This is a genomic window from Paracraurococcus lichenis (assembly GCF_030657435.1).
Taxonomy (GTDB): Bacteria; Pseudomonadota; Alphaproteobacteria; order Acetobacterales; family Acetobacteraceae; genus Paracraurococcus; species Paracraurococcus lichenis.
In genome coordinates this window covers 1-5,626 of record NZ_JAUTWS010000176.1, presented here as the reverse complement: position 1 = coordinate 5,626, position 5,626 = coordinate 1, and the positions used below count along the sequence as shown (strand labels likewise).

At 67.0% G+C, this 5,626-nt stretch carries 6 protein-coding genes; 3 read left to right on the top strand and 3 right to left on the bottom strand.

What is annotated here, in order from left to right; genetic code table 11:
• Positions 1-1,766 precede the first annotated feature (1,766 nt).
• A complete protein-coding gene (locus Q7A36_RS38095) occupies positions 1,767-2,627 on the top strand; it encodes a replication initiation protein (RefSeq protein ID WP_305109010.1) in 861 nt (286 codons plus the stop codon).
• Between the two features lie 7 nt (positions 2,628-2,634).
• Here the strand turns inward: Q7A36_RS38095 and Q7A36_RS38090 are convergent, their stop codons facing one another.
• Both Q7A36_RS38090 and Q7A36_RS38085 read right to left on the bottom strand, forming a co-directional pair.
• Entirely contained in the window at positions 2,635-2,781 is a 147-nt protein-coding gene (locus tag Q7A36_RS38090; protein ID WP_305109009.1) for a hypothetical protein, read from the bottom strand.
• A 393-nt stretch (positions 2,782-3,174) separates the two neighbouring features.
• Positions 3,175-4,146, bottom strand: coding sequence for a tyrosine-type recombinase/integrase (locus Q7A36_RS38085; protein WP_305109008.1), 972 nt, complete (start codon positions 4,144-4,146; stop codon positions 3,175-3,177).
• Between the two features lie 154 nt (positions 4,147-4,300).
• On the opposite strand from Q7A36_RS38085, the gene Q7A36_RS38080 reads away from it, so the two are divergent.
• Positions 4,301-4,546, top strand: a complete 246-nt coding sequence (locus Q7A36_RS38080; RefSeq protein ID WP_305109007.1) for a hypothetical protein — start codon at positions 4,301-4,303, stop codon at positions 4,544-4,546.
• Complete coding sequence (locus Q7A36_RS38075; RefSeq protein WP_305109006.1) at positions 4,539-5,183, top strand: hypothetical protein; 645 nt, start codon at positions 4,539-4,541, stop codon at positions 5,181-5,183. The genes Q7A36_RS38080 and Q7A36_RS38075 overlap by 8 nt, the downstream gene beginning before the upstream one ends.
• A gap of 140 nt (positions 5,184-5,323) precedes the next feature.
• Here Q7A36_RS38075 and Q7A36_RS38070 read toward each other — a convergent pair.
• On the bottom strand, positions 5,324-5,626 hold a 303-nt coding region (locus tag Q7A36_RS38070), incomplete at its 5' end, for a hypothetical protein (protein WP_305109005.1).

Below are 5,626 nucleotides of genomic sequence, written 5' to 3'. Positions count from 1 at the left end.
AGAACCAGGCCGAAACCCGGTCCGGCGGATGCCTTCTCGATCAGGCTCCGCTCACTACTCTCGACGCAGCGCTCACTGATCAACCATGTCATAGCCGTCGATCCCTGCGGGATCAGAACAGCAGGACACGACTGCAGCATGCGCTTGCTTCCAAAAGACCGATGCAACTGTCAAAGATCACGTCCCTGCATCCGACCCATCCAGCAAGAGTGCCGAAAAAGATCAGAACGGAGACACCCCACATTTCTGTGGGAGAAAGAACACAGGCCGGAAGACCTGAAGATCTGGAGCCGTAGCAACTTGATCCTTCACCCTCGGACCTTGCCATTAACGCGTTGGCGTCTCTGGCGGTCTGGGTGAGGCGGGATCGCCTCGCTGCGGGGGGCGGCTTATGACGCCTCATTGACCGGACGTCAACAGCCTTTTTCAGAAGGGCCGTGCCGTCCCCCGACCGGTGAGCCTCAAATGGGGAGCGCCAAGCCTAACCACAAGAACACGAACGATTTTATCCAGCGCGAGGGCGTCCGGGACGGAAGACAGAGACCCTCTACGAGGCGGCAGAAACTGGTCCGATTGCCGGAAGTGGGAGATCAACCGTCCCCACGCAGGCCGAGCAGGCAGCAGGCAGTGACACAGAGTGCTGGATTACGCGCCGATGGGCAGCTCCTCCCATGGCATCGGATAAAAAAAGGGCGGTGCCGGGAGGCACCGCCGAGTTTAGGGAGGAAACGTCCAAGAAAGGCAGAAGGCGGCTCACCGCCTTGCTGCACTGCACAATCTAATGGCTTCGCTACTGATCGCAAAGGGCGATTGTACCGTCCCGGCTATGCATTTTTCTCATAGATTTAGCTTAAGCATGCATATCAAGCTTGCCCCAAGGCTGGGGCTGATCGCGGTCACGTCCTCGGCGGTCAGCAGGTAGCCGCCGCCAGGCTGCGGACCGGCGTGGCGCTCGCGGCCATGCTCCGGCCGGCGCTTCGCCACCTCCTGCCGGAGTAGCCGCGCGCCGTGGTGCGCGTCGCCGCCGCCGAGGTGGTGGAGCACGTGATGGGGGACGAGATAGCCGCTCTGGCCCAGCGTTCTGGGCGCATGCCGGTGCCCCCTCGGGCTCATCCTTGCGGCTCTGATCCATGGGCTCGATCTCCGGTTGCGGTGGCCTTTACCGCAGCCGCCTGTCTCATCGAACCGTGCCGCACCCCAGCCTGGGCTGCCAGGGTCTCGCACGATCCGTCGGAGTCGCACTCCCTAGCATCGGCAGCATTCCAAACGGAAAAGGCCCCACACAAGCGCAAGACGCGAAAAACGTCCGAAAGCTTCCTCCGCGAGATATTCCCCGCACTACTTCATGCGGCAGATTGCCATCTTGGCAATAGCAAGTGCGGTCAGCACGCTTTCCAGGCGGATCTTGTCCAGTTCACTGCATCTGCCTGCTGTGGCGTGCCGGAGAGCACAGGGCCATGCCCAGTCTTCCACTGTCGACATCTCTGCCAGATCGGGTGAACCGCGCTTGGCTGGGCTCCTCTGGTTTCTCTTATAGGATTCAGTGTTCGGGCTAGAAAGCGCAGCCATTCTCAATGATTTAGGCTGTGGATACCCGAGAAATGGGGGGCAGTTGCCCGAGGAATCGGGGGCGAGGAGCGCCCTATATCCCGAGAAATGGGGGGCGAGCCGAGCTTGCAGGTCGAACACGGCTCGGGATAGACGTTGCGCCTATGATAAACATCCCGAAGCGCTCCGCCGCCGCCGCTTCGCATGTCGGCCGCACCATGCGCGCGGCCTTCGTCCGTCCGCAGGAGATCGGCGGCGGCGACGGTGTGGTGAAAGCCGGCGAGTTGGTGGACGCGACATATCCCGACGGCGCCAGCCTCTCTGGTGCAGCGCGCAAGGTGCTTGTCCTGTTGCTGGCGAAGGCAGCCGGCGACGCGTGGAAGGATCGGGAGTTCTGCATCACCAAGGGCGAGCTTCGCGGCCGGCACAAGGGGAACGAGCGGCTCGACAAGGTGCTCGACGAGTTGCAGCGGACCCTGCTGCGCGTGCGGGTGAGGTCGCCGCGTGGCCAGGATGCGGTGCAGGTGGCCGCGGTGATGCAATCGCGCACCGAGGAACTGAGCGACGACGCGCAGTCGCTGGTCTATTGGCGGTTCAGCGAGCCCATGCGCCTGATCATGCAGGCGTCCGACCACTACGCGGAGCTCCAGCGTCAGGCGGTGCTTGCGTTCGACAGCCGGTACAGCGTGACGCTCTATGAGCAAGGCTGCCTGCGATACCGGCGACAGCATCCTGTGTGGCACGGCACGCTTCAGGAGCTGCGCGAGATGCTCGGCGTCCCGAGCGGCAGATACCGAGACTGGACGGACCTGCGGCGCTTCACCCTGGAAGCCGCCAAGGTCGAGATCGACCACCTCGCGCCCTTCATCCTGACCTGGCAGGAGTTCCGCCGCGGCCGCGCCGTGGAGCGGGTGGAGATCCAGTTCACGCCCAAGGATGACAATGCGCGCGCCGAGGCCGAGGCGGAGATTCAGCGCAGCCGCGTCGGCAGGAAGGCGCGGCGAACGGGCGCGGTGGAGACGGTGGCCGGCATCGCGCCCGAGGTGGCCGCAGAGTTGGCGCGGCTACGAAAGGGGTAGGACCCGCCTAACCGACCATCAGCAGCACCATCGCGGCGCCCGTCATGACGAGGGCGGCGACGCTGCCCAGCCGGCGGCCCGGCTCGGTCGCGGCAGCGCTATGGACGGCAAGCGGTAGGGCTGCGAAGGCGATAGCGAGCGCGGCGTAGGTCATGTCGCGCAGGGTCGCCCATGTCGGATCCGAAGCAAACTCTACGCTTGCGCGAGCCGCGGGTCGCCTGCCGGTCGATGGCAAAGGGAGGGCTCGTCAGCCCCTCCCCTTGGAGGCCGGCTCCGGACGGCTAGGCCGCCTGGGTAGGACAGAGCCTCATGGCGCAGCAGCCATGGGCGGACATCAGCCAGGACATTGCCAAGACGTTCTAAGAGCAACCGGAAGCAGTTCCAAACCGTCTCTGATCGTTCCCGCAACCGATAGCTGTCCCGACCATGTTGACCCGCAGGCGGTTCAGGACGCCCGCATCTCCAGCCGCTGTACCGTCGCCGGATACCAGGCCCCCCGGCCGCTCGGCGTCGGGATGCCGCGGGCGGTCAGCGCCAGGTCGGCTCCCTACAGCCCGACCTTTGCGGCGGCGTTGTCGTTGAACAGGCTGCCGCGGCGGATGTAGCCGCGCAGCACCGGCAGGCTCTTGTGGCGGGTCTGGATCTGGATGTGCGCCTCCGGCACGCCGGCGCGGGCGGCGCTGGTGGCAAAGCCGCTGCGCAGGCTGTGCCCCGAATAGACCTTGGCGTTGTAGCCGGCGGCGGTGACCGCGGCCTTCACCACCAGCGCCACCGCCTTGTCGGACAGCGGCTCGGTGCCCCGGCGGCCGGCCTTGTTGATGCCGACGAACAGCGGCCCGGCCTTGATCCCGGCAGCGTCCAGCCAGGCCTGCAGGGTGCGGACCGGGCAGGTCAGTGCCGTCGTGCCGAAGGGAATGCCGAGCTCGGCGCCCTTGCCCTCCTGGTCGGTCTTGGCGCGGCGGAGCGTCACCATCAGGCCGTCGCGGCTGAAGACGATGTCCGCCCGCTCGAGCGCCACCAGCTCGGAGCGCCGCAGCGCCGCGGCGAAGCCCAGCAGCAGCAACGCCCGGTCGCGCAGGGCGCGCAGGCCGGGATCCTTGGCCAGCTCGCGCAGGGCGTCGCGGACCACCTCGGTGACCGCGGCCTCCTTCTTGGCCGGGGCGGTGCCGCGGGTGCGGATGATGCCCTTGAGCACCTCGGCGATCTCGGGCGCGGTGCTGTCCAGGCGGTGGCCGGCGAGCGTGTGCGCCTGCCGGATGGCGACCAAGCGCAGGCGCAGGCTGGCCACCTTATGGGTGGCGGCCCGGTCGGTCAGGTACAGCCCGACCAGCGCCGGGGTGGCCGGCAGCGCCTCCGTTCCCCGCTCGGCGCACCAAGCGGCAAAGTCCTCCCAGGCGGCCCGGTAGGCGCGGCGGGTGTTCGCGGCCTTGGCCTGCCGGGCGTAGTTGCGCGCCTGCTCGGCCAGCGGCGCGAGGGCGGAGGGGTGGTCAGCGACAACGGCAAGGGCAGTCTCGGGCATCATTCGGTGCATAGCAGGATCGGTACCGATAATGCTCCATTGTCGGAAACGATGCAATGAAGGCGCGAAATGCGGAGGAAGGTGAGCCTCCCGCATTGACGATATCGTGGTGCCGAAGTGTCATGGTGCTATAAAACCAGGGAGCCACGACACCATGGCGTCGAAAATCGACAAGATGGCAAAGCTCACAGAGGGGCTCTTGAGCCTGCCGGACCAGGGAGCGCCCTCGGCGAAGGCCAAGCGGCCGGTCGGGACGCCGGTGAACCTACGGATGCCGCCGGACCTGCTCGCCGCCTATGCTGCGGAAGCCGGGCGCCGATCGGCCGAGAAGGGTCGCACCGTCACGGCCCAGGCGGTCATGCTGGAGGTGCTGACGGCGGGGCGGCCGGACCGTGGCTAGGGTTATCGCCGTCGTCGGTAACAAGGGCGGGTCGGGGAAGTCCACCGCGGCCCACCTCATCGCCCATGGCTGCGGCAGCCTCGCCCGGCAGGTACCGACAGTCGTGGTTACGACGGACCCGGCCGAGACACCCCGAACGGACCGCAGGCGCTACGCCGTAATGGACGGCCGGACGCGGGACGGCCTGCTGGCCTGCATGCGCCGGCTGCTGGAGGTGGAGTACCTGCTTGTCGTGCTGGACGGCGCAGCGGCGCGGCCGGAGGTGGATGCCGTTGTTGCCGATGTCGCGGACCTGGCGCTGCTGCCCTTTAAGCCCTCCGCCCAGGATGCGGAGCGCGCCGTGACGAACCTGGCTCAACTGCCGGCCTCGGCCGTGGCGCTGCCGATGGACTGGCCCGCCCTGCCGGCGTCGGCGAAACGGGTGAAGCGCTACCTGGAGATGCTGCCTGCGGAGCGGCGCCTCCCGCCCTTCAAGCATATCCCGAAGCTCGCGGACCTGCTCGGCGATGCCTACACCGATGCGGCCTATGACCTTGCCAACCCGGCGCGCGGCTTGGCCCTGGAGGTGCTGGCGCGAGCCGGCATCGATCCTGACGACCTCGTGCCACCAAAGCACCACGGCACCGCGGTTTCTTGATGTCATAACGCCAAAGCACCATGGCGCCACAGTGCCTAGATGCCAGATCGGTGGGGATGAGGCGCAGATCGAGATCAACGTGCGCGCCTGAGTTCCGACGTCGGCAGGGCGGGGGATACTCCCTCCCCACTGGAAAGCTCCTAGTCCACTGTTGGCATGCCCAGCCGCACCGCAGCAGCCTCCAACAGCGCTACGTCGCCCTCCCGCCACTGGCGCCGGTTCAGCAGCTTGACCGCCTCCTGTGCCGGCATCCCGAGCGCCTCACCGATTGCGGCCGGGGTGGCAATGCCGCGCTCCTCGAGCGCTCGGTCGATCGTCATGCGAAGCCGGATGGTCTTCAGCCGGTCAGCCTGCCTGGCCCGGCGCTCGGCCGAGGGTGCAGGTTTCGAAGGCGGCGATTGGTCAGGGGGCTGGTCCATGCCCGGCAGGTAGTCACAGCCTAG

Coding starts and splice junctions, on each gene's coding strand:
- Q7A36_RS38090 (WP_305109009.1), bottom strand. CDS start 2,781: ATGACCTACGCCGCGCTCGCTATCGCCTTCGCAGCCCTACCGCTTGCC.
- Q7A36_RS38080 (WP_305109007.1), top strand. CDS start 4,301: ATGGCGTCGAAAATCGACAAGATGGCAAAGCTCACAGAGGGGCTCTTG.
- Q7A36_RS38095 (WP_305109010.1), top strand. CDS start 1,767: ATGCGCGCGGCCTTCGTCCGTCCGCAGGAGATCGGCGGCGGCGACGGT.
- Q7A36_RS38085 (WP_305109008.1), bottom strand. CDS start 4,146: ATGCCCGAGACTGCCCTTGCCGTTGTCGCTGACCACCCCTCCGCCCTC.